Raw genomic sequence first — 25588 nt, forward strand, 5'->3', positions numbered from 1 at the left:
AAAATCATCGAAATCAAGCCTGTATTGTAGGTAAAATCAAGGAAATATGCTATCTTTGTTATCCAATTCTAATACATGGATATATGCCACGAATTAAAGATGGATTTAAAGGAGAACGCGCTATCGTACTTCCTGCTTTTCTGATTGAAGAATTAAAGCAAGATCCGTTAGGCAGTGAACTTTACATCACAGATATAGGATATTATCCTCATGCCTATTTTCATTACCGGAAACGCGACACCGAGGAAGTAACCGAGTTTATCCTCATTTATTGTATGGAAGGAGAAGGGTGGTTCGAGTTAGACAAACATCAATATGCAGTTACCGCCAACCAATTTTTCATTCTACCCGAACACCAAGCACACGCTTATGGCAGTAATGAGGAAAATCCCTGGACTATTTACTGGATCCATTTCAATGGAACAAAAGCTGCATTTTTCAGTGCCGGTTTTGACCGTCCGAAAAGCATCACTCCACAAGAGGATTCACGAATCAAAGAAAGATTAGTACTCTTCGAAGAAATCTACTCGTCCATCAGTTTCGGATATAGCAAAAATTATATGCTTTATGCCACTACTAGTCTCTTCCATTTTTTAGGTTCCATGAAATTTATTGGCGAATATCGGGATTGTGGCTCTATGCGCAATAGTTACAGAAACAAAGATGTAGTGCAAATAGCGATTCATTTCATGCAAGAAAATTTGAGCAAGACCATTCGTCTGGCAGATATCGCTGCGGAAGTAAACCTCTCGGTTTCCTATTTCTCTAATCTGTTTGAAGAAAAGACAGGCTCCTCTCCTCTTCGATATCTTACCTATCTCAGAATACAGGAAGCCTGTCATTACCTGGATTTTACCAACCTGAAAATTAACCAAATAAGTCCCTTGGTAGGCTATGAGGATTCTCTTTATTTCTCCCGGTTATTCACTAAGACGATGGGAGTGCCTCCATCAGCTTACAAAGAGAAGAAAAAAGGTTAAGACTTACGCCATCTACCAACAGTCGGTCCGGAAAGGAGCAACCGGGAGGCCGTTCTCTCCGTACAAATTACAATCCGGATTATCCGCCCAGCCATAACGTGCAGCAAGAGGGATAGAAACTTCAGGAGAAAAAACTATAATTTTCCCATTCTGGACCATCGCCTCTGCCGGATAAAACACACGGTCCGGCCCTGCAATGGTAAAGCCTTTTAAAGTTGTACCTTTAATCTGAAATCCATCTTGCTTTTGTCCGAAATCCAATTCCATTTTATCCCCTTTGATTCTATAATTCCGGAATACAGGAGCCGAACCGGAAACATTTTTTCCATAACTACCGGCCAGGGCAACCAAGGCCAAACGGCGTCCCACCTCTTGCTTATTCTTAGGATGAATGTCATCAGCCAAACCAATATCAATGGTCACAGCCATACCAACTTGGTCAAGTTTTAATGCTTTAGTTTGTGCTTCACGCAAAGCCGCCCATTCGGAATCCGGCTGTATTTCCTTGGATTCCATAAAATTAGCCAATTGTACAAAATAAAAGGGGAAATCACTCCGCCATTGCCGGCGCCAATCCGTAATGAGAGCAGGAAACAAATCCCCATATTGTTCCGGACGGCCTACATTGGCTTCACCTTGATACCATATTACTCCTTTAATGGGAAAAGCAGTCCATGGTTTGACCATCGCATTGAACAGCACCGTAGGGTAACTGGAACTTTGAATGGGAGAAACCGGTGCGGGTGGAAACCCTTTTAAAGAAAGTCCGATACGATATTTCCAATCTCCTGCCAAACAGATCCGCTTTCCATCAGCTTCTACATAAAGTTCCTCCGCCTTGCCATGAATACCGCCCTCTCCACCAAAATCAGAAACACGAACAGCAAGAACCGCCTTACCAGCCTTCACTAATTTTGCAGGAATGGTATAAGTACGCGGTGTCATATAACCTGCCCCTCGGGCAATCTCCACCCCATTAAAATAAGTAATATCTTCATCATCAATCATCCCCAGTCGCAGCGTAAGCGGTTTTCCCGCCCACTCGGCAGGAATTTCCAAGGAACGGCGAAACCAGATGATGCCGTCAAAATCTTTAAGTCCTTTGCCCTCCCAATAACCGGGTAGGGATATGGTCTGCCAGTCCTCTTCACTCAAGGAAGGTGCCGTCCAACAAAGTTTGCCGTTCTCCATTCCTTTGTCTTTTTCGGTGAACAGGGACTGCCAATGGGCGCGTTCTTCCGAGTAAGCTTGTTCCATCCGATTGGGATCAAAGCCGAGCCGCTCCAGTTTGTCCATTTCTTCCCGAAAGCCCATTACTTGCCGCAAGGTTTCATGGCTCGTCCATGCTTCGGCGGGCGTGCCTCCCCATGTACAGTCAATCACTCCTATCGGGACATTCAGTTCTTTCCACAACGCACGGGCATAGAAATAAGCCAATGCGGAGAACTCGGGCACCGTAGCGGATGAGCATTCCTGCCAGCCTCCCAGGGTAGATTCCACTTCTTTGAGTGGAGCCAAGGAGGTATTCTTCTTCACCTGAAACAGACGGATGGCGGGATAAGCCGCCTCTGCTATCTCCTGTTCATAGTTCATTACCTTTCCCCAGCCGGCTACCGGCATTTCCATGTTGGATTGTCCGGAGCAGAACCATACTTCGCCTATCATTACATTTTTCAGTTGCAGTTTCTTGCCGTCGGAGAAGGTGATCTCGTAAGGTCCTCCGGCTGCCGGGGTAGGAATCTTCAAACTCCATTTTCCCTGTCCGTCCGCCTCCGTATAATACTCTTTTCCGTTCCATCCGGTTTTAACGGTCAACTGTTTATTCTTTGTTGCATCTCCATAAAACGTGATATCCGTTTTTTGCTGCAATACCATGTTATCTGTAAAAACAGAAGGTAATACGACTTTTGCTTGTAACACTCCGGTACAACCCCAGAGTGCCACAGCCATACATATACATTTCCACATAAATATAAACATGATTATTCAATTCCCCATCCCGGATTCTGAACCAACTTCTCTACACGAAGAATATCTTCCTGCGGAATGGCAAAAAGATAATTCTTCTTTTCAAACTTACGGGTATCAAACACCACTTTCTCAAAGAATGCAGGCGCATCGCTCCGATAGTTCATGCCATGCACTTCGCCGCCTTCTCCACCTTTGTGATAAGTAGGATAAACCCATCCGTCGCCCACTGCCATATCTGCAACCTTCCAACGGCGCACATCAAAGTAGTGATTCCACTCAAACATCAATTCCACTGTCCGCTCACGGCGAATGCGGTTGTCTACCTCTTCCCGATTTTCAGGATAGGCAATACGTTGGAAACCGTTATCATCCTGTCCCACCCCATATTCTGGAATGCCTGCACGGTGACGTACTTTATTGACATATTTCATTGCTTCCTTGTAATCTCCCGTAGCACTCAATGTTTCAGCATAATCCAAATAAACTTCTGCCAGGCGGAGCAAGATATTGTAATAGAGTTCCTGTCTTCTATCTTCTCTAGCCATCTTACGTATACCATATCCACCCATCGGTGCATTATCCAAACATTTTTCATAGCCGGAATTTCCATTATTGGTCAAATCCGTTGTAATTTTACCAAATTCAGTACTTGTATTCAACCAAGTAGAACCGTTAAAAGTAATATTGGCATAAAAACGAGGTTCCCTATTAATCCATTGTTTCAAAACCATGTTATCATTCTTTAAAAAATAATTACGTGAAGGCACTAACGGATCATTATAGTCTTCGGGCCACCCATACATTTCGGCGGATGGAATTCCCGTATACTCAAATTTCTGATACTCAGGATCATCATCTATTCTTAAGCCATTCTTGGTGAAATACATATCTACCATTTCCTGAGTAGTAGAGAGCCCCATATCTCCCCTGACCGCATCATTATTCACATGACGGTGTCCAGGTGTCACATCAGAACTGCGCTCAATATCCTTTCCTTCACGGAACCAAATAAGTTCGTCAGTAAATTTTTCACCGGCAGTTGCCTGGCGATAAGACTCATAGAAATCTATTTTCTCCTCTGCTGTATTCACAGTATGCAACTTGAATATTGTTTGGTCAAACTCTCCCAAGAAATCCTGATAAGCTTTTTTTGCAATCTCCCATTTTTGGGCATCTTCTGTGGTAGGAATTAATTGGGTACCATCATGGTTTTTCAAAGAAGCCATATCTTGATTCCCATTGAACAACGGGCTGGCAGCAAACAATAATGTTTTCGCTTTATAAGCTTTACAAAAGGCTTTATCTACCCTACCCTTATTTACTCCTATAGCACGTTGCCAAGCTACTTCTGAGTATGCTATGTCAAGTTGCTTAGTAATAAAATCCACACATTGGTCTATTGTTCTACGTTCGCGCAATACTTCTTCAAGTGGCGCATCTACCGGAATAGGTTTTTCACCCAGTAAAGGCACAGGTCCATACATACGCATCAATAAAAAATAATAGTAAGCCCTCAATGCACGTGCTTGCCCTCTCATATTGACACGTTCTGTTTCTGGTATTTCTAGACAATTATCCACATTGGCAATAAACGTAGAGGCACGTTCTATTCCTTTGTAAAGTTCTCGATAAAAATACTGAAACTGTCCACAGGATGCATCCACCTTTCCACGAGCAACATCGTGTGATGAATGCCAATCATATGTATAATGTCCTTCTAACGAAGCAACAGTCCAAAAACCGCCATGGTACTCTCCGTCCCAATAATATTTTTCTCTTGATTCAGCCGGAACAAAGCTATATACATTTGCCAAAAAAGCCTTTGTCTTCACTTGATCTTTAAAACTCATTTCAATATCATACCGTATTCCCGGCATTTCGGCAAAAAAACTATCGCAAGAACTCAAACCTAACATTAGTCCTAAAGCAGCAACACTTACTTTAACTATATTTCTCATAATCTTTTTTTATTGTTTTCATCTTTGCTTAAAAACTAAAATTCACTCCCAAAGAACAACTCATTACATTCGGATAAGCTGCTCCATTACTGGAATATACTTCCGGGTCCCATAGCTTGAACTTAGAGAAAGTCAGCAAATTAGTTCCCATCAAATAAATTCTAGCACCTTTTACACCAACTGATTTTAACGTATTTTCCGGCAGATTATAAGCTATATTAAACTGTTTCAACCGTAAATAGTCCATATTTCTTAACCACCATGTGCTAGCACGGTAGTTATTACTATTATTTGAGTTACCATAATGCAAACGTGGATAAAATACATCTTCATTAGTAGGATCATCAGGAGACCAGCGATCCTCTATGTTATCAAACAAGTTATCTATACCAGCCTGACTTGAAAATGGAATAATTGAATTTCCCGAAAGGCAAGTAGTAACATCTGCCGCTCCTTGAAACAAGGCACTTACCGAAAAATATCCAATTTGCACATCAAAGCCGAATCCGTAATTATATTTAGGAATAGTTCCTTGACCAATACGGCAGATATCATTTGAATCAATTTTCTTATCGTTATTTAAGTCGCGATATTTAATATCACCTATGTATACTTGACCAAACTGTGTGGCATGCTTTTCAATTTCTTCTTCACTAGTAAACAAGCCATCAGCAATAAGACCCCATTGTGAGAACACATTAGTGCCTCGTTTTTCCATCCAAGGATAAGGTTTCGGCGCTTCATCATTCTCAATAATCTTATCTCTATTCCAAGAAGCATTTCCACGCAAAGTAAACGAAACCAAATCATTCACTTGCTGATTCCATTCTAACTGAAATTCAAATCCACTATTATCAACAATTCCCAAATTACCTTTCGGAAGAGAAGATAGACCTAAATAAGTAGGCAATGTCTGACGATTTAAGAAAATACCTGTACGATGTTCTTTAAAATAATCCATCGTGACAGACAAACGGTCATTTAAAAACTTAATATCAATACCCCAATCTTGCTTATGTGATTTTGACCAAGTAACATTGGAACCATAAGTATAAACCGCCCATCCTCCAGGACTACGCCAATCACCAAAATAATAATCCTGCGCACCTCCCATGGTTGCTTCATACAAGAAACGTGCTCCGGCATCATCTGAACCTACCCAACCGTTAGTATATCTCAACTTCAAATAAGATATATACTTTTGTACTGGTGCCCAAAATTTTTCATTTGAGACAGCCCATCCCACACCAAAAGCAGGAAATACCCCAAAGCGTCTGCCTGGCATAAAGTTCTCCGAACCGTTATAGCCTACATTAAATTCAGCAAAGTAACGGTCATTCCAAGAGTAAGTGGCACGTCCAGCAATGCTTTGGCTATTATAAGGTAATGTAGAAGCCATATCGCCTCCAGTAGTATTACGATAAGTCTTCTGGTTATAAAGGAACAAGCCACCTACCCGGTGCAAACCGAAAGCACGATCATAGTTCAATGAAGCTTCAAAATAAATGCTACGGTCACTACCGGTATCACCTCCACCATAATTCAACTGATCGTCACCACTAATATAAATTTGATTCAAACGATAGGTCCCGTCTTCATTAAATACATCATTATTCCATAATCCGGTATTCGGGTCCTTAGAACCTGCATACCAATAGGTACTTTCCATTTTATTGTACTTCAACGTACGTCCAGTCCATGTATCAAATGCCAACGTCGCAGTTACAGATAAGCCCTTGCTCCAATTCCAAAAGTCCAAGTCATGAGCAATACGTAAGTTAGTATAAATCTTTGAATTATATTCATTTCTATAGCCCCGACGAGTAAGCATACCGTAAGGATTAGGATTATAGTTATTACCATCTATCCCGGGAATGCTTCCATTTTGCATTAAGGTAGGATAATAAACAGGATTAATAGCCATAGCTGCTTCGTACAAAGTACCCGAATCTTCTTGTGGATAATTTGTTTCTGCAATGTATCCATTGACCCCCATATCAATACTTAACCGCTTCGTCGGCTTCAAATTCAAGTTCGAAGTAAAATTAAAACGATTATAATCCGTATTGATATTATAGTTCTGTTCATCCATTGAAGTTGTTTTCAATAAACCGGTTTCATTGTAATAAGACAATGATGCATAGTAAGTGGCATTGACAGAGCCGCCGCGGACATTGATATTGGCATGACGGTTATGCCCCATATCTCTAAACAGTTCATCCATCCAGTCTACTGCCGGATACAAATAAGGATTATACATTTTCGGATTATCATTTGGCAACAAGCCATTCGCTTTTTTAGTTGCTTCAATATATTGAGGTGTATAAAGAACCTGTCCAGAATGGTCATTGCCATATGCCTCATTGGCAGCATCCATGTATTGATAAGCATTAGCTAATTTTACCTGTTTGGTCAACATCGTTACCCCTTCATAATAATCCACAGAGAATTGGGGTTTCCCCACTCTACCTGGCTTTGTCTTTATCAAAATAACACCATTCGCACCCCGAACACCATAAACAGCAGTAGCCGAAGCATCTTTTAAGATAGTAAACGATTCAATATCCTCAGGATCAAGTTGATTAAAAGTACGCTCCACCCCATCTACCAATACTAACGGAGAGGAAGACGTGAACGTAGAAATCCCACGAATCCATATTTCAGAACCAGACTTACCCGGTTCTCCTGAACGTTGAATAGTCACCACACCTGGAATGCGTCCGGCAATAGCCGAAGATATATCTCCCGTTGCTGCTTTAATATCAGACATTTTAATAGAGCTCTGTGAACCAACTACTGAAACTTTACGCTGCGCCCCATATCCAACAACCACAACTTCATCTAATGCCGAAACATCTTCCTCCAATACAATATCAACAACATTCTTTTTTCCTATCCTCACTTCCTGAGTTTTATAACCAATATACGAAATTACCAATGTCGGTTGAGCCGATGATGTACTGATGGAGTACTGCCCATTTATATCGGTTATCACTCCATTTGAAGTACCTTTTTCTAAAATAGATACCCCAATCATCCATTCTCCTTTTACATCTGAAACACGTCCTACTATAGGGGCACGACTTTGCGCATCCACATATATACAAGCGCATACTAACAAGATACTTAACAAGTATCTTCTCAATTGATTTACTACTGTTTTCATACTATTATTATTCAAGCAATCTGTTATTCTACAAGAGCAAAAACCATCCTTTTTTTATTCTTTACAAAAGTTTAAATTCCCTACCTCACTATTATTGTCCGCCTTATTCGGATATCATCAGAAGCTGATCCTATCTGTAGTTCAAACTCCCCAGGTTCTATAACTTCCTCCATATCGGCATTATACAAAGCAAGTTCTGCTATTGGAAGTACTAATTTAACTTCTCTAGTATATCCTACAGGAACAAGCTCTTTTTGAAATGCCTTCAACTGTTGAATGGGAGTAGCCACCGTGCTTACTTTATCACGTACATAAAGCTGCACAACCTCCTTGCCATCGCACCTACCCGTATTCTTGATCATAACGGATACTTTCAATGTATCACTTGCAGCCAATAACGTATCACTCAGTGCACAATCCACATAATCAAACGTAGTATAACTTTTTCCATGTCCAAAGTTCCATAAAGGTTCCGGTTTATCAAAGATATAATGACCTTTAGGTTCTTCAGGAGTACCCGGCTGGTCAAAAGGTTCTTCACGATCTGTCACGAAATGATTATAAAAACAAGGAGTATTACCTGTGCTACGCGGGAAAGATACATTCAACTTACCCGACGGATTCACCTTTCCAAGCAAAATATCTGCCAATGTACATCCTTGCTGCTCACCTGCATACCATTGCACCAACAATGCATCAGCATTTTCTTTCACCCAAGGCATAGCAAGCGGTTTACCTGCAATCAGAACGACAATCATAGGCTTACCCGTTTTCTTTATCTCCTTCAACAGCTCCTCCTGCACCCCAGGAAGTTCCAATGAGGAAAGATCAAATCCTTCACCTGCCGTAGAATATTTAGGACTTCTTCCCAAATAAGTGCTTCGTGTACCTACCGCCACCACAGCTATATCACTGTTACGGACAACTTCCACAGCTTCGGCAATATGTGATTTGTCCTGGCTCCACCAATCACATCCTTCAGCATGACGAATCATTATTTTATCACCTGCACTTTCCTGCAATCCTTGCAACAAACTGACCGCCTCTTTAGTATCCCCCATCGTCCAAGCGTAATCGCCCAACACGGCTTGATTACTGTTAGGCCCCACCACTGCAACAGACTTGTATTTATTCAAGTCTAAAGGAAGAATATCATTTCTGTTTTCCAATAATACGGCACTCTCGTCAGCCACTTTCTTAGCCAATGCCACCTTTTCAGCATTGCGAACGACCTTCTTCACCAGTTTAGGATCACCATAAGTTTCATCAAATAAGCCCAATTCAAACTTCACCGTCAATATTCTGCGCACAGCCTGATCTATATATGCAACATCAAGCCTTCCCTCCTCAACTTGTTTTTCCAATGTTTCGTAAGTCGAATCAATGTTCAAGTCCACTCCGGCCATTAATGCCATACGCGCAGCCTCCTCACGGCTGCCTGCTGCATGATGAAAAGTCATCAGACGCTCCACCGAACCCCAGTCAGAATAAGCGTATCCTTTAAAGCCCAGTTCTCCCCGAAGAATATCAGTCATATAATAAGAAGAACCTGTAACCGGCACTCCATCATACGCACTGTAGCAAGTCATCACCGCCCACGGAGAAGTTTCCCTTATAGCTTTACGGAACGGATAAAGATAGAGACTACGCAATTCACGTTCTCCTCCACTTACTCCCGCACAATTCAAGCCTCCAGACGGAGTACCATGGGCTACAAAATGCTTGGGCATACAAGTAATTCTGTATTTTTGATACCCTTTAATAAACGCCACTCCCATTTCCGCTATCAGATAAGGGTCCTCTCCGTATGTTTCTTCAATACGTCCCCAACGTAACTCGCGGGCAATGTCAAAAACCGGAGAAAGAATTTGATGAATACCTATCGCCTTAGCCTCTTCGCCAGCCGCCTCAGTCATTTGTTGTATTAATTCAGGATTGAAAGTGCTTCCCTGCGCCAAAGCATGAGGAAACAGCGTACAATTATTCTGAATAATACCCTGTATGCCCTCAGCAGAAGTTAACAACGGAATTCCCAAACGGGTCTTAGTACGCATATAATGCTGTAATTCTTTATACATCACGGCGCAATCATAAGCAGACATACTCATTTCATGAGTTGTCCCATAACTTTCCCCCAAGAAGATCCGGTCAATCTCATCCAACCGACCAGACGCACGATTCTGCAATTGCAATACCTTTTCGTGCAATGTCATTCTAGACATAAGGTCGTCTACACGCTTCTCTATTGGAGCTGTTCTGTCTTTATAGAGAGGGGGGGCATCTCCAGCCCAAGCTAAAGATGATACACTCATCACTATCCCCATACAGAACAGAATAAATTTATTAGTACACATACTAATCTGAATTATTTGTTATTATAAGGAGTTACCACTAACTTATATTTGTCGCCCTGCAACAAATTCTCATCAAATGTAATGCTCAAATTCTTTGTTTCTCCTGGCATCAACGTAAAATAGTTGTCATTCATCAATGCCGGCAGTATGCGTTCGCCATCCGAAGCACGAACAGCCTGCACATGTACAGCAAAAGCTACCCCCTTAGCCGATTTCGGAAGTGTTATGGCTGCTTGTATCTCCGCCTCACCATTTTTACGAATTAATTTGGAAGAAGTCTTCAGTTCAGCTTTTGGCAAAGTATTCAAAGCCGTAAAATCCAAACGGTCGTTGCCACGCCAGTAATTGTTTTCTGACACGATCTTTCCTGATTTATCTTTCAACGTCAGGCGGATAAAATGTACATCACTCAAACCCTCACTAGGCTGCGTTCCGCCCAACACATCAAAACTCCATAATGAGTAACCAAACCACCAACCTAGTTCCGTCCCAAACATACGTACATAACGGGCATCAACTTCGGGGAAAGTAATTTCATCTATTCCTCCACGTCCTTCATCAGTTTTATATACTTCTTTCCAAGTCTCGGTGTCATCTGACACCTGAATCTTATATCCTTTACCAAAAGATGCCTCCCAATCCAAGCGAACCCCACCTATGGGTTGCACACTGCCCAGATCCACATAAAGCCATTCATTTTCCGCTTTTGCCGCTGCCCAACGAGTATCTTTTTTCCCATCCGTAGCATCTGAAGGCTGTCCATAAGTGGTACTTGAAGCAAAGGTCGGCTTATTTAATGACAGATTTTTACGTTCTTTATTGAAATCTATCGTAAAACATTGCACAGTAGAATTGCTAGGAGAGTTCACGATAGCTGATTTTGTATAAGCCTCCACAGACTTTCCATCCAGATTGTAAACTTTTACTTCAGCAGTCAAACCTTCCATATCACATGCTGTGGTATTAGCAATCTTCACACCGTCCGTCACAGGATTCCAAAGAATATGCACCGGTTCACAGGCTGATTTTGCTCCCCAAAAAGCTCCTGTCAAATCATAATAATAATCATAAGTTTGCCAAACCATAGACGGATATGCCGACTGTCCCATCCAAGTCATGATACCTGATGCATCCTCCCACATACGATCCAGCCAACCCTCATACATAGCCTTATTAGATTCAATATTGACAAGCTGAGCCTTACGGCAATAATCTTCAATCCCTTCGGGCTTGCCAAAACCTTTGGTTATAGAAGCATCATAACGATCGGGAGCTGCATTAAAAGCATTTTGGCCAAAATAGTGCTTGTTCCACATTTCATCACGAGGCCACCAGTTCTCCTTGGGCATAAATTTCTTGAAGCTTTCAAAGGTAGGAACTACAGCTGTGCCGATTTCTGTACGAAATCCCCAGCCACGCGCCGGATCTCCTTCCAAGCCATCAGGATATTTAGTAAAATAAAAGCGAGGCTCAAATGCTCCCCACGGACCACTACCGGTCAAGCCCTGAGCATGGGAATTTGCTTGAAAATAACGATCACCTCCATCAAAGGTCCTGATATTTTCCGCCATCCATCCTTCTAAAGGAGGCTGAGGATTAGATTCATTATCGCCACACCACACGGCTATACTAGGGTGATTACGCACACGTTTGATTTTCTCCATCATATTATTATTGAACACATTGAGGTCATAAGGCAAATTCGGATTAGAGTTTATCCAAAAATCATCCCATACCATAATACCATATTTGTCACATGCCTCGTAGAATTCATCATCTGTAACAGAGCCGAGCCAATTACGTATCATATTAAAGTTCATTTCCTTATGCAGGCGGACTTTGGTATCATATTCCGCGCCACGGCAACGAAGCATATATTCAGACATCCCCCAATTCGCTCCCTTAACAAATACCGGAATATCATTAATATAAATATGGAATGTATTGCCCTCTTTATCATAAGAATATTTCTTTATACCAAAAGAAACATCTTTAGTTTCCGAAACTCTTCCATCCACCATCACCTCAAACTTACAATGATAAAGATTGGGGTCTCCATACCCATTCGGCCACCACAGACGCGGCTGGTCTATACACAGTTGTGGGAAATAGCGTTTGTCAAACTTTACCTGTTCAGTAGTATGGGCATTCACGTCTAATTCTTTTTGAAAAACAATGTTTCCTGGGGTAATTGTTCCGCGCACCAATACCTTCGTCTTTTCTACTGAATTATTCTTGACATCAAGCGCCACACTCAAATCCGCTCTGGCACGGGTAGGTAAATTAGTACGTATCCAAGGATCAATTAAAGTAGCTGTTCCCGTATTAGTAAGAAATACCTTATCGGTTATACCACTATTCAACCCCGGCACATAAGGCATCCAATCCCATCCGCCACTAGACAAATAGGTTGGACTACCCTGATTAGCCAATGGAGTATCAGGCATATGGACAAGTACAGCCAATACATTTTCTTTATCACGATTTACTATTGAAGTAACATTAAAATGTCCACGATGCATAAACCCATCCAGTTTACCTAATAATGTTCCATTCAAATAGACTTCCGCACGACGGTTTACCCCATTAAAATTCAACCATATTAATTCTTTTGTAAAATCAGCAGGAACACGGAATGTAGTACGATACCAAAAGCTACGGTCGTATTTGTCGCGATTTACCTGATGAATATTGTCACCAAAGTTAGGATCTTTCTCCAGCCCTGCTATTACATACGAATTAAAAGCTGTTCCAGGCACAATAGCATCTACCCAAGCAGAAACATTGTATCCGTTTCCACAAAGTGACTTCACATCCGTTCCGACTTCAGCCTGAGGCTTTAACTTCCATTTCATTTGTGGGTTATCGCTATGTAAATACACAGTTTGAGCATGCAGTACTTGCATACATCCCAGTAGGGCTAATACAGCCCATGTTTTTTTTACGTTTTTCATATTATAGTCTTTTCATATTTATCAATCATCTATTTCTCTTTTTGCACCTGAAAACTAAACAAGGTGCAATGTTCATAAGCTTTCTCCGGTAACACCAGGCAAGAAGGAAAATCCGAATGAGAAGGAGTATCCGGATAAAATTGTGTTTCCAAACAGATGGCTGTATCCGGTCGTTCATAATATCCCGCTGTATACAAAAGAACAGCAGGCAAATCAGTCATCACTGTCATTTTTCTTCCTGTAACAGGTTCATATAAAGAAGCAGCCTCTAACATTTCCTCAGACATTTTATCTTTCAAGATATAGCAATGATTATATCCTTTATTCCAAAGTAATTGCTCATGATCAGCATACAAGTCTGCACCTATCATTTTTAGAGAAGTAAAGTCAAATGGAGTATTTTTCACCTTCATCTTTCTCCCTGTAGGAATAAATGCCGAGGTCGTATCCAATATCCGGTCGGCCGGAATATGCAACCGATGCTCCGTTATCTTTTTTCCCTTTCCACACAAATTGAAATATGCGTGATTAGTCATATTGATGTAAGTAGCACAGTCAGTTTCCACATAATGCAGTACAGAAAGTTCATTGTCCTCATTGAAACGATAGTCTGTTATCACGCGGATATTTCCCGGAAAACCTCCTTCTCCGTCTGGCGAATACAGACTAAAACGGATGCCATCCGGTAATTCTTCCCACTGCCACACCTTGTTATGAAAGCCGGAAAAACCGCCATGATTGGTGTTATTCCCATCATTAGCCTCCAAATGGAAGGTTTTCCTATCTATTGTAAAAGAAGCATCGGCTATACGATTGGCAAATCTGCCGATGGTTGCCCCCATATAATAAGAATCTTCCAAATAACCGGCCAAGGAATCATAACCAATCAGCACATTGTCCAATGCTCCTTGAACATCAGGTACTGAAGCTGTAATCCAACGAGCCCCCCAATTCGTGAATTCCATATAGACTCCTGAAGAATTCATCACAGTAAATCGTAATACAGGTTCTCCGTCAGAGGTATAAGTTTCTATTTTATGTGTTATTTTCATATTATTCCAGATTTCAGAAAAATTAGAAGTATCAGGTAGGAAGCAGATGTTTCCTACTGATGCTTCTAATTTATATGGATAGAAACAATTTATTTGCTATATCCCGGATTCTGGTCTTCAGGGCCGAATGCATCATTTGTTTTAATTTCAGTATCAGGAATAGGATAGCGCTTATGGAAATCTTGAATTGTTCCTGATTCTTTTGCCCAACGGTTACGTTCTTTTATCAATTCTACAAATTTATTAGTACGAAGCAAATCAATACGTCTCCAGCCTTCGAAGCAAAGTTCACGCAAACGTTCATCCATTACCTTATCACGGAATTCATCTTTGCTCATTCCCGAATTCCATTTCTTATCTTCTGGCAAGTTTCCTCCCCATGCACGAGTACGAATTTGATTATTTACGATCCGTACAGCTTCCGAAGTCTGTCCTAATTCATTCAGACATTCAGCATGCAATAATAATACATCAGCATAACGAATCATTGAAAAGTTCTTACCAGAATTCCACATATTATTAATGCCAAGCCCTGAAAGAATATCTGTACGATAGTCTTCATATTTCTTTATATGTGGTTCCAATTCATCTGTAGTTCCCGTCCATTGAGTCTTTGACAAATCAGGAGTTACATATTCAAATGTACCATCCTCCGAATATTTATTAGTATAATACGTAAAATCATAACGCAATGCTTCTTCTTTACGCAAATCTCCATCTTCCCAAATGCCACCTTCTTCTACTGTCTTATAAGCAAAAGGAGTCGGAACTAGAAAATCGTAACCAGAGAAAGAGCATCCCTGACCAAACCAAGAGTCACATGCACGAGAACCACAATCAAACTCCCAATAATTACAATCAGGATATACATTATTAAATTGCAACTCAAATAATGACTCTTTTGTATTAGGATTATCATAACGATACAAGTCAGCATAATCATTTAGCAATTCATATCGTCCCATATTGATAATAGTCTTAAAACATTCATCAGCCTTGGCAAAATCCCGCAATCCTGTCTCTTCCGGAGCTGCCATATAAGCCTTTCCTAACATGGCCCATGCAGCCCCAACAGTAGCACGCTGCGGTTCACTATTATAAGACTCAGGCAAATTATTGGTAGCAGTAATAAAATCATTAATAATATATTCCCATACAGTCTTTAAAGGTTGACGTCCCAAGCCCAATTCATCAGTACGGTTCATATCTATCACAGGAATTTCACCCCAATACATACTTAATTCAAACATTAATAAACCACGAATAAAGCATGCCTCTCCCATCAACTGTTTAGCACGTTCCGGTTCTTCAGTGGTCATACCCAATGCATATATAGCTTTAGCAGCTGAAACGACAGCCGGCCAACGGTTGTTCCAAATAGAACCAACCTGAGTAGATGTAGGATTCAACTGTCCATTATATTTATCCATACCAGCTTGATCTCCTGAAGAAATCAACTGATAATTACCCTGCTGTGTTTCATCTGTCCCCAAATAAGGCATCAATCCATTACGCCCTTCTTTACAGCCCCTATAACTCTTATACAATCCAAGAACTAAAGGTTCTACATTATCTATTTTTTCAAATACTTGTTCCTCGGTCAAAGATCCCGTAGGTTCTACTTGCAGAAAGTCTGAGCAAGAAGAAGTATTCAGTGCAAAGGACAAAGCCAAAGCATATATCGCACTATATCTATATATCTTTTTCATTGTTGTGTTTTCTTTTAAAATTAGACTATTTATTCTATCCTTCCATTAAAAAGCCAAATTAAGACCAAAAGTATACATACGTGTAGGAGGATACCAATCACCGGTTTCCGGATCATAACCATTATAATTAGTTAAACAAAAAAGATTAGAACCGGTGGCATAAACACGCAGGTTAGTCAGTTTCAGAGCATTTATCACTTTAGTCGGGAAAGTATAGGCCAATGTCAAAGCAGACAAACGCAAGAAAGAAGCTTTCTGCACACTAAAATCCATAGAACTTGCACCATAATGATTATAATCAAAGCCAGCCAACACACGTGGAAATTCAGCATCTGTATTTTCAGGAGTCCAACGATCCAACAAATCCGTTGATGCGACTCCAGATCCAGTACTTCCAATCAAAGTTTCATACCAAGGGCTCAATTTTTTAGCCCCATAAGAATAACTGAAGACTGCATTTAAAGACAATCCCTTCCAAGAAAAATCTGTAGAAAAACCGCCATAAAACTTAGGATCAGTGGAACCAATTACAACACGGTCATTTTGATCTATCTGTCCATTATTATCATAATCCAATGGATACAAATCACCGGGATTCACATTATATCCATTCCAATTTATTTTATTCAAACGATCCATATCAATTTCTTGGGCAATTCCACCTGTTTTCCAAATATAAATTGTGTTACGAGACTCACCAAGGAATAAATTACCTTCTTTTTGAATATTACGATCACTATCTACATTATATACAACATCATTATCACCATATAATCGAGTTACCTTATTTTTATCCATAGACAATGTAGCTGCAAAATTCCATTCAAAATCTTTAGCTCTTACCAAATTGGCATTCAAAGCAAATTCCAAACCTTTGTTTTCAATCGCACCTATATTTTCAATAGTACTACTGAAACCAGTAGTCGTAGGTAACGAATGACTCATTAACAAATCCTTATTTTTTATCAAGAAAGCATCAACAGACAAACGTACTCTATTCTGTAAGAAAGCCATATCTACTCCTAAATTCCATTGTTTTTGTTTCTCCCAACTAATATCCGGAGTACCACGTCGCCCATTGGAAACAAAAGAATTTGTATAACCTGTATCGGAAGTACCCGTATAGCTGACATTATATAAAGATAAATAGGCAAAATCATCAATATTCTGATTACCAACAATACCAAAACCAGCACGTAACTTTAACTGATCAAAAATTGTCTGATTTTTCATGAACTTTTCTTCTGTAATATTCCAAGCTGCAGACACAGACGGGAAAAGACCCCACTGATTTCCTTTAGCAAATTTAGAAGAACCGTCGTAACGCGCAGTCGCCGTTAATAAATATTTACCCGCATAGTTATAGTTAACACGAGCGATATAAGATAATAATGTTTGCTCGGACCAAGCTGTACTTAAGCCACGCTGATCTTTTTTATAACCAGATCCCAAACTATGATATCCAAATAAATTAGTGCCAAACCCTGTTGCCGTAGCATTAATATAATTATACGTAGTCCGTGTAGCACTGGTACCAACCATCGCATTCAACTTATGTTTACCAAAAGAGACTTCATAAGACAATGAATTATCCCATTGCCATACAGTACGTGTATCTCTATCATCTTTGGCTTCACCTTGTGTTCCATAACGTTCCGACTCATAAATATCATTCGGGGTATATTTATTTTGCTGCTTTTGAGCATAATCAATAGAAAAAGTAGAACGCAAGTTTAATCCTTCAATAGGATTGATATTAATATAATTAGAGCTCAACAAGCGATTATACACCAAATCATTATCGACTTTCAAAGAATGTAATGGATTAAAATTATTTTGGTCAAAAATACCTTGCCAATTTAAAGTTTCAATCTCATCAGAAATTTCCAACATCGGATTAGCACAACGTGCACGATTCATTACTCCATCATCAACCAACGTGTTCTCGGTACGTGTAAAAGTTGTATTAGTACCTACTTTCAGCCAGGATTTAATCTGTTGATCCGCATTAATACGTCCTGTGTATTTTTCTTGTTCAGACTTCTCAATTACACCTTTATTATCTGTATAACCAAAACTAATATAATAAGAACCTTTATCATTGCCATTCGAAAGACTTACTACATGATTGTGTTGTACTCCAGTACGGCTCACAGCATCCAGCCAATCATAATTTTTATTATTGTCGTAAGCATCGAATTCATAATCAGCAAAAACAGTATTCGATCCCATTATCACATCATTGACATAAGCATTGACATCCCCGTCAGGATTTGTTTGCATATAACCATTCGTATAAGCTTCCTTTCTAAGTTCAAATAATTGACGGGTATTCATTGTTTTTGGAGTATTAGCGTAGGTCTGAAAGCCAATCCAGCCATCATAAGAAACTTTACCTTCGCCTTTTTTACCCTTCTTTGTTGTAATAACAACAACACCATTGGAACCACGTGAACCATACAGAGCTGTAGCTGATGCATCTTTCAAGACCTCAATAGAAGCCACATCATTCAAATTGACTGCATTAAATCCAGAGAATGAATTATCCATAACCATACCATCTATGACATAAATAGGGTCCGTAGATCCATTTATGGTATTAATACCACGAATTTTAATAGATGCATCATCCGTAGGACGTGTAGGCTGAGAAATGAACACACCTGCGACACGGCCTTGAAGAGCCTGATTTACATTCGTCACCGGTTTTTCTTCCAAAACTTTAGAACTAACACTGGCAACAGCTCCTGTCAAATCACTCTTCTTCATCGAAGTACCTACAACAACCACTTCGTCTAATGTTTCAGTATCTTCCGCCATCACCACTTTGACAGGCTGATTACCCATTACTTTTACATCTTGGGCAACATATCCTATATAAGAAATATGTAATGTTTCCCCTTTCTGAACTGATAATGTAAAGTTGCCATCAAAATCGGTAATAGTTCCATTGGTTGTACCTTTTACCACTACACTTGCACCAATGATAGGTTCGGATGTAACATCCACCACCTGTCCTGTAACCGTTATGTTCTGTGCCAACATATTACAGCAACAAAACATGATAAGGATTAAATTAATAAGCCTAATTCTTTTCATAATTTGTAAATTTAAGTACGATTTAAAGTTTATATTGGTTTATTCTTCCACTTTGAAAATTGCGACATCATATGCAGGAACCGTTACGTCCAGGTTAGTTTTAGCAATACTTTCAATACCACTCCATAATTCTTTCAACCTATATTCCTTTGACGAATCCAACCCTAGACGCTCTAAAGCTGTAGTCATCTTCAACTCTTGATCCATATAGTTGAACACAGCATAATAAGCCTTACCATCCTTATCCATGCGTACAAACTGATTTTCTGACTTTTCACCATTTCCATCTACAGGATGAAAAGATTCCCCATTGGCTATGGCATTGATCTCAGCATTCGTCAAATATTTCATCGCTTTCTCTTTCACCTCTTTAGAACCGCCTTTGCTGAAATCATCTCCAGCAATGAAAATTCCAGTGATAACCCCCGAAGTGACACGCGCTCTGTTCTCACCATCTGTAGCATCACGCAATACAATATGGTCAGGATCATTAAACTGATAAACCTTATCCTGCCACCAACCGTATGAAAGTGCATTTAAGGTATATTCGGTATCCTTCATCTTGTTCCATGCATCACACGCAATTCTTCTGGACTGAGCATAATGAGCAGGAAAAACAGGAGAAATAGAAAGATTGATATACATATCACCAAAATATTTGTCAAGCAATTGCATTCCATAGTTGTATCCCTGAATACCTGTTTGTATTTCCGGATTATACCATTTGTCGGCTTCCATTGCTCCATGTGTCATAAAGTCCATTTTCACATATTCAAAGCCAGCCCGATGGAATAGCTCCGATGTGTGTTTCATCATAGCTTCAATAGCCGGATGGGTAGGATCAACAGCATAAGCTCCGTCTAATTCCTGCGGTTTCCCATTTGCATAGAGATATACATCTTTATATTTATATCCCGGCATTTCTTTTATTTCACGTTCAGGATTTTTAGCCCAATCAGTAAACGGAGTCCAATAAACGCCGGCTACCTGACCGTTTGCCTTACATTTATCCACAAAAGCTTTCAACTCCTCTTCTGAAAAACTGTTCCAACCAGAATCCAAACCTGTATAAACCAAATTATCCGAATTCACAAAATGACGGGACTGCAAATTCTCTTTGTAAAAATCAGAAACTTCCAATGCTTTCGGATAGGTCAGATTAAATTGCAACGCTCCCCAGCTGTTCCAGCCAAAAGGAACAGCTTTACCCCAAGCTTTGGGCGGAGCAATCACAGCATTAGCCTGAGCGTATTCTTCCATACCTTCACGCCAGTCTTCAAAAAATCCTACTAAAATTTTAGGTGACTTGATTTTTGTACCTTTCAATGCACCGTGAGGTTTCGAGTCACGTGTTGTTTTATCGGCAATACCGCCATAACATACCAACGAACCTACATTATATATATTACCTTTACCTATTGTTATACCTGTTTTCCAAGAATCATGTTCTACAGAACCTACCACCACAGCTTCACGGTCATCATTATTAAATATGGCAGTGACTTCATAACTAGTCAGTTCTGTAAATGTGAGCGGATGAGATTGATATCTGATCCAACAGTCATTATCGAAAGGAATGAAAAGCGCACGATTATTTTCTCCCTGGTTCAATACTTCAGGCATTCGGTCCACATTGACCGGTGCCATATAATTCGAAGCTATTTCAGTCGTACTCTCCAAAGTGAAATCTGTCAGCACATAATCCTTTGCCGGATATACATAAAAAGATTGAACCAGTGCAGGCAGATTATTCCCGGTATAAGTCACCTCATAATGATACCCTTCTCCAAAATAATCATTGATTTTTTTTGTAGAAACATGATGCTTTGCATAATCACGAGTCGAAACAACACTGTCTGCCAACTTATAAGCTGCATATACATTATCATAAATAAGCTTAGAGCCTTTGCTGATATCAATACCATTAGCGTGAGCATCATACTCCAAAGACCATTCACCTACATTTAGATTTGCATTTTCAGTACACCCGGATAAAATAAGACCGGAAACGCTCAATGCAGAAACACAGAGAAACAATGATTTTAAAGTTAACCAATTATTCTTCATAATATTATTAGTTTGTCAAAAAGATAAATCTACTTAAGGTTTGCTTTACTGTTCGGAATTCTTTTCCTTTCAAGCATGGTTAAAAGTAGGCATATCTTGACAACCTGTTAATATACAAACGCTGCAATAAATAGGATTTTTGCAGCAATGACGCATCTGCACCCGCAGAATCCGCAAATGCATCATTTTTTGCTGCATTTCTTTCAATCAGAGATTCCCGTCAGATCTATTTTAACTTTTTCCTTGGATGTTTGATACTGTTTCTCAAACTCTTTCGGAGTCATTCCAAATTGTTTTAAAAATAATTTGCTGAAGTAAGATGAAGAGTTTATTCCTACCATATAACAGATATCCCCAATACGATACTTACCTTCCTGAATCAGTTCGGCTGCTTTTTTCAAACGAATCAACCGGATGAAATCTATGGGTGAAAGATTAAATAGAATCTTTATTTTCCTCAACAAGCTGGAACGGCTCATACATAAGATATCAGCCATACGTTCCACATTGAAATTTTCATCCGAGATATTCTCTTGAATCACATTGATCACTTTATTCATAAACTCCTCATCCGCCTTGTTCATCTGCATATTATGCACAGGGAAAAAAGGACGTTTGGAGAATGCCTCACGCTCTTTCCTTCGATTACTGAGTAAAGATAAAATCTGAGTCTTCAAATAGTTGAAAGAAAAAGGCTTTTCCACATAAGCTTCTGCTCCTATCTTCAATCCGTTAATTTTACTCTCCAAATCGTTCTTGGCGGTAAGGAAAATAACCGGAATATGGCACAAATCAATATCCGCCTTTATTTCCTTACATAATTCATAGCCATTCATCACCGGCATCATTATATCACTGATAACCAAATCTATGTGATTACTACGTAAAATATCCAACGCTTCCTGCCCATTCACAGCAGTTTCTACTGTAAACAAGGCTTCCAATCGTTCAAAGATAAAAGATCTCATGCTTTCATTGTCCTCTACTAACAATAAAGTATAACCTTTCATCTGATCTGTTTCTGTTGATGTTTCCTCATCCAATACTTCTATATTTTGCTCAACGACCTTCTCTATTTGCTGCCTTACTTCCTCCTTATTCAAAGGAATGGTCAAAACAAATGTATTCTCCGGTTGTTCTATATCCAAATAAAGCCTGCCTTTATGCAAAGTGGCTAGCGAACGAGCTAAAGGTAACCCTATGCCTACTCCCATCCGAACTGTATCCTTCTTCTTTTCTACCTGATAAAAGGGTTCAAAAATCTGCTGGCTGGACGCTTCAGGTATCTTTTCTCCATCACTGACAACACGAACTGTAAAATCTGCTCCATCTTGGAATAAATCTATCATAATGGTATGACGGGCATATTTCAAAGCATTATTCAACAAATTACTCAATACTTTTGTGATAGCCTCCTTATCTATGGCAGCCATAATTCTTTCTTGGGGAATATGTTGCAATAACTCTTTCTGCTTTTGCAGAATAGTAGGCTCAAAACGAGTAATCGTTTCATTCAGCAATGCCGTTACATCAACCGTTTCAAATTTCAGTTCAAATTTACTCGCTCCTATTTTTTGAAAATCAAGCAGCTGGCCGGTCAGGTCTAATAATCTCTTGGTATTCTGCCCGATTACTTTCAAATTCTTGTTCAATTTCTGATCCTTGATATCCATTTCCTCAATGGCTTCCAACGGACCATTAATCAATGTCAAGGGCGTGCGCACCTCATGAGCTATTTCAGTAAAGAAACTGACTTTTGATTCATAGAGTTCTTTCTCTTTCTCAACTTCAAATAACTTCTGCTTTTCTTCCATCTGTTTCTCTTTACGTCTTTTATACCAGAAGAACCAACAAAGTACAACACAGATTCCCCAGATAATATACAGGAAATAAGCCCAAACCGACTGCCACCAAGGAGGCAGAATAACAATAGATAAAGACCGGGTAGCATAGGGACCTTCTTTGACACTATTGGTAGCCCGAACCTGTAAAGTATAATTTCCCGGAGGCAATTTTGCATAAGAGATATTCTGATTACTTGCCGCTCTTATCCAATCTTTATCCAAGGGAACCAACTTATAATAGTATTGATTGGATTCCGTAGTAGAATAACTTAATAAAGCAACATCAAAACTAATATTTGACTGATCATAAGGCAATACGATTTCATCCGTATGTTCTATACACTTTTTCAAAGGAGAATTAGGAGTATGAACTGTTATCTCCTGATTATAAATACTGAATTTTGAGATATAAACAGGTGGCAAGAAATTGATTTTTTCCGAAGAATTAGGATCAAATGCAATCAATCCGTCTATACCGCCAAAATAAAACTTACCATCCTCCCCCTTCAAAGCTGACTTATAATTAAACTGATTCCCTAACAAACCATCCTTAGTAGTATATACCCGCACGTCCTTCGATTCCGGATTAAACCTGACCAAACCCCGATTTGTCCCAAACCATAAATTTGATTGCTCGTCTTCCAATATCTTATAAGCCACATCATCCGGCAAACCGTCTTTAATGGAAAAAGAGGTAAAATCATCCGTTTGAGAATTATAACGGCAAATTCCACCACGATCAGTAGAAATCCAAATCCGCCCTTTGCTATCCTGCATTACCGAACTGACAGAATTGGATCCCAAAGTATTCTCCTTACCTTCCTCATAAGTATACTTTTTAAAGCTATTCTTTCCCGGATCATGCTTCCATAACCCGCTTCCCATGGAAGCGAACCATATCATTCCATCCTTATCTTGAAATACATCGAAAATCCAATCATAACCCACTTCTTCCACCTTTTCAAAATGAAAACTTGCAGGAGCTGCTTTATAAAGTCCCCAACCCGTACCAATCCACTTATATCCTGCCTCATCTATAAAGAAAGTGTAAACACTTCCTTCTCCTATATTCAACTCCTCAGGAGTATAATGATAAACTTTATTCTCTGGCAACTGAATCACATCCAATCCTTGTTTGAACAAACCACAAAACAGTTGGTTTCCTTTAACAAACATCCCCAAAGTAACCATATGACTCCTTTTATCATCATCATCTAACCTCAATCGGTTTACCTGTCCAGAAGCAATATCCAATATATTAATTCCATCGTCTTCAGTTCCAACCCATATATTGCCCTTATTATCAGAAGCTATTTCCCTTATCCGTTTTGTAGTCAACGAACGCCCATCACTTCCAGGCACATATTTATCAAATAACAAGTCATGATGAGGCAGATAATTCACTCCGCCAAACATGGTCCCCAGCCAAATTCCACCTTCCCGATCTTGATAAATAGTATAAATAATCTTATCCGACAGACTGAACGAACGCATCAAATCTTGTTTCAAATGAACTCTTTTATTCTTCCTCTCATTCACAACAAATAAGCCTTCATGAGTTCCCACCCACAGTTCATCGTCAAAACAAGCCACATTACGTACAAATGTATGGTTAGCCTCAGGTATATCTATTTTTACAAGCTGATTCGTACCGGGATTATATTTCATCAATTCCCCTTCATGAATAGCCATTGCAATCCAATCACCATAATTACAAATAGAATTAATATTCTTTCCCTTTAACGAACGCCCGGTTTTATCAACACAATATTGTTCAAATTTATCCGTATTTCTATCATATCGAAAAAGTCCGACCCCCCATGTACCAACCCAGACATCACCATCAGGGCGTACCAAAATACAATCCGGAGCTTCTGTTTTAAAATGCTCTTTGTTGGTTACTTCATAAAAATAAAGTTTCTCATCCTTATAGCGAAAAACTCCCTGATCAGGAATCACAATCCAAATATTACCAATAGAATCCGCCACAATATTAGATACCCAATTATTCATATTCACCCCTTCCTCTGTTTCCATATTCATTGCCGTGAATATATCCAAGGCAGGATTATAACGATAGACTCCTCTATCCGTTCCTACCCATAACTGACGTTCCTTATCTTCAAACAAAGCAGAAATATTATGGTTTCCGGTACCGACTACATAGTCATCACAGTTCATCTGTACAATAGAAGTTCCATCAAAACGGTTCAAACCATTTTTTGTACCAAACCACATAAACCCGTAACTATCCTGAATGATAGCCTTCACATTACTTTGTGATAGTCCATTTTCACCCGTTATATGAGAAAAATAAAAATTGGATAATCCCTTATCAACAGCCTGTAATGTAAATACAACATACAAACAACATAAAATGAGCAAAGTCTTTTTCATAGCCTGTTCAAAATTTGAGCCAAAGATAAAAGAAAAA

The 25588-nt window shown here is 39.6% G+C and carries 11 protein-coding genes; 1 reads left to right on the plus strand and 10 read right to left on the minus strand.

What is annotated here, in order from left to right; all coding sequences use genetic code 11:
- Positions 1 to 83: 83 nt before the first annotated feature.
- Positions 84 to 980, plus strand: a complete 897-nt coding sequence (locus BVU_RS03745; RefSeq protein WP_011964879.1) for an AraC family transcriptional regulator — start codon at positions 84 to 86, stop codon at positions 978 to 980.
- A gap of 12 nt (positions 981 to 992) precedes the next feature.
- Here BVU_RS03745 and BVU_RS03750 read toward each other — a convergent pair whose 3' ends face one another.
- The 10 genes from BVU_RS03750 to BVU_RS03795 all read right to left on the minus strand — a co-directional run bounded on the left by BVU_RS03750 (position 993) and on the right by BVU_RS03795 (position 25551).
- Complete coding sequence (locus BVU_RS03750; protein WP_229095257.1) at positions 993 to 2930, minus strand: sialate O-acetylesterase; 1938 nt, start codon at positions 2928 to 2930, stop codon at positions 993 to 995.
- A 32-nt stretch (positions 2931 to 2962) separates the two neighbouring features.
- Entirely contained in the window at positions 2963 to 4909 is a 1947-nt protein-coding gene (locus tag BVU_RS03755; RefSeq protein ID WP_011964881.1) for a RagB/SusD family nutrient uptake outer membrane protein, read from the minus strand.
- A 28-nt stretch (positions 4910 to 4937) separates the two neighbouring features.
- On the minus strand, positions 4938 to 8075 hold the full coding sequence (locus BVU_RS03760) for a SusC/RagA family TonB-linked outer membrane protein (RefSeq protein ID WP_011964882.1): 3138 nt from the start codon (positions 8073 to 8075) through the stop codon (positions 4938 to 4940).
- 80 nt (positions 8076 to 8155) lie between these two features.
- Complete coding sequence (locus tag BVU_RS03765; RefSeq protein WP_011964883.1) at positions 8156 to 10429, minus strand: glycoside hydrolase family 3 N-terminal domain-containing protein; 2274 nt, start codon at positions 10427 to 10429, stop codon at positions 8156 to 8158.
- A gap of 11 nt (positions 10430 to 10440) precedes the next feature.
- Positions 10441 to 13383, minus strand: coding sequence for a discoidin domain-containing protein (locus tag BVU_RS03770; RefSeq protein ID WP_011964884.1), 2943 nt, complete (start codon positions 13381 to 13383; stop codon positions 10441 to 10443).
- Positions 13384 to 13412: 29 nt separating this feature from the next.
- A complete protein-coding gene (locus BVU_RS03775) occupies positions 13413 to 14435 on the minus strand; it encodes an aldose epimerase family protein (protein ID WP_011964885.1) in 1023 nt (340 codons plus the stop codon).
- Between the two features lie 89 nt (positions 14436 to 14524).
- Positions 14525 to 16144: a RagB/SusD family nutrient uptake outer membrane protein gene (locus BVU_RS03780; protein ID WP_011964886.1), complete on the minus strand. Its 1620-nt coding sequence runs from the start codon at positions 16142 to 16144 to the stop codon at positions 14525 to 14527.
- A 45-nt stretch (positions 16145 to 16189) separates the two neighbouring features.
- Positions 16190 to 19243 (minus strand): SusC/RagA family TonB-linked outer membrane protein, encoded by a 3054-nt coding sequence (locus BVU_RS03785; protein ID WP_011964887.1) that lies wholly within the window; start codon positions 19241 to 19243, stop codon positions 16190 to 16192.
- 39 nt (positions 19244 to 19282) lie between these two features.
- Positions 19283 to 21310, minus strand: coding sequence for an alpha-galactosidase (locus BVU_RS03790; RefSeq protein ID WP_011964888.1), 2028 nt, complete (start codon positions 21308 to 21310; stop codon positions 19283 to 19285).
- Positions 21311 to 21513: 203 nt separating this feature from the next.
- Complete coding sequence (locus BVU_RS03795) at positions 21514 to 25551, minus strand: hybrid sensor histidine kinase/response regulator transcription factor (RefSeq protein ID WP_011964889.1); 4038 nt, start codon at positions 25549 to 25551, stop codon at positions 21514 to 21516.
- Between the last annotated feature and the right edge of the window lie 37 nt (positions 25552 to 25588).

This window comes from Phocaeicola vulgatus ATCC 8482 (genome assembly GCF_000012825.1).
GTDB lineage: Bacteria > Bacteroidota > Bacteroidia > Bacteroidales > Bacteroidaceae > Phocaeicola > Phocaeicola vulgatus.